Source organism: Pseudoalteromonas sp. MMG006, assembly GCF_018101025.1.
Lineage (GTDB): Bacteria > Pseudomonadota > Gammaproteobacteria > Enterobacterales > Alteromonadaceae > Pseudoalteromonas.
The window spans coordinates 1-309 of sequence record NZ_JAGJEJ010000060.1 but is presented as its reverse complement, the minus strand read 5'-3'; the positions used below and the strand labels follow the sequence as shown (position 1 = coordinate 309).

The window sequence follows — 309 nt, the reverse complement described above, 5'->3', positions numbered from 1 at the left end:
CATAGTTAATTTGGCCACCCATTAAGAAAGAAGTGTTATGCTATTTGCATACAAATTTGGGTGGAAAAAATGACGAAATTAAAACGCGCAACGTATTCTGCGGCAATCAAATTAGAAACAGCTCAGCTTGTAGTTGATCAAGGCTACACGCAAGAAGATGCAGCTAAGGTTATGGGTGTTGGTAAATCAACTGTAAGTAAGTGGGTAACTCAATTAAAGCAAGAACGGAATGGCCAGATACCCACAGCATCACCAATGACACCCGAACAAATTGAAATTCGTGAGCTTAAAAAGCAAATCCAACGCATT

At 39.5% G+C, this 309-nt stretch carries 1 protein-coding gene; it reads left to right on the top strand.

Features of this window, described 5'->3' with window-relative positions:
* Positions 1-69: 69 nt before the first annotated feature.
* A partial coding sequence (locus J8L73_RS19195; protein ID WP_211019481.1) for a transposase occupies positions 70-309 on the top strand: 240 nt, incomplete at its 3' end.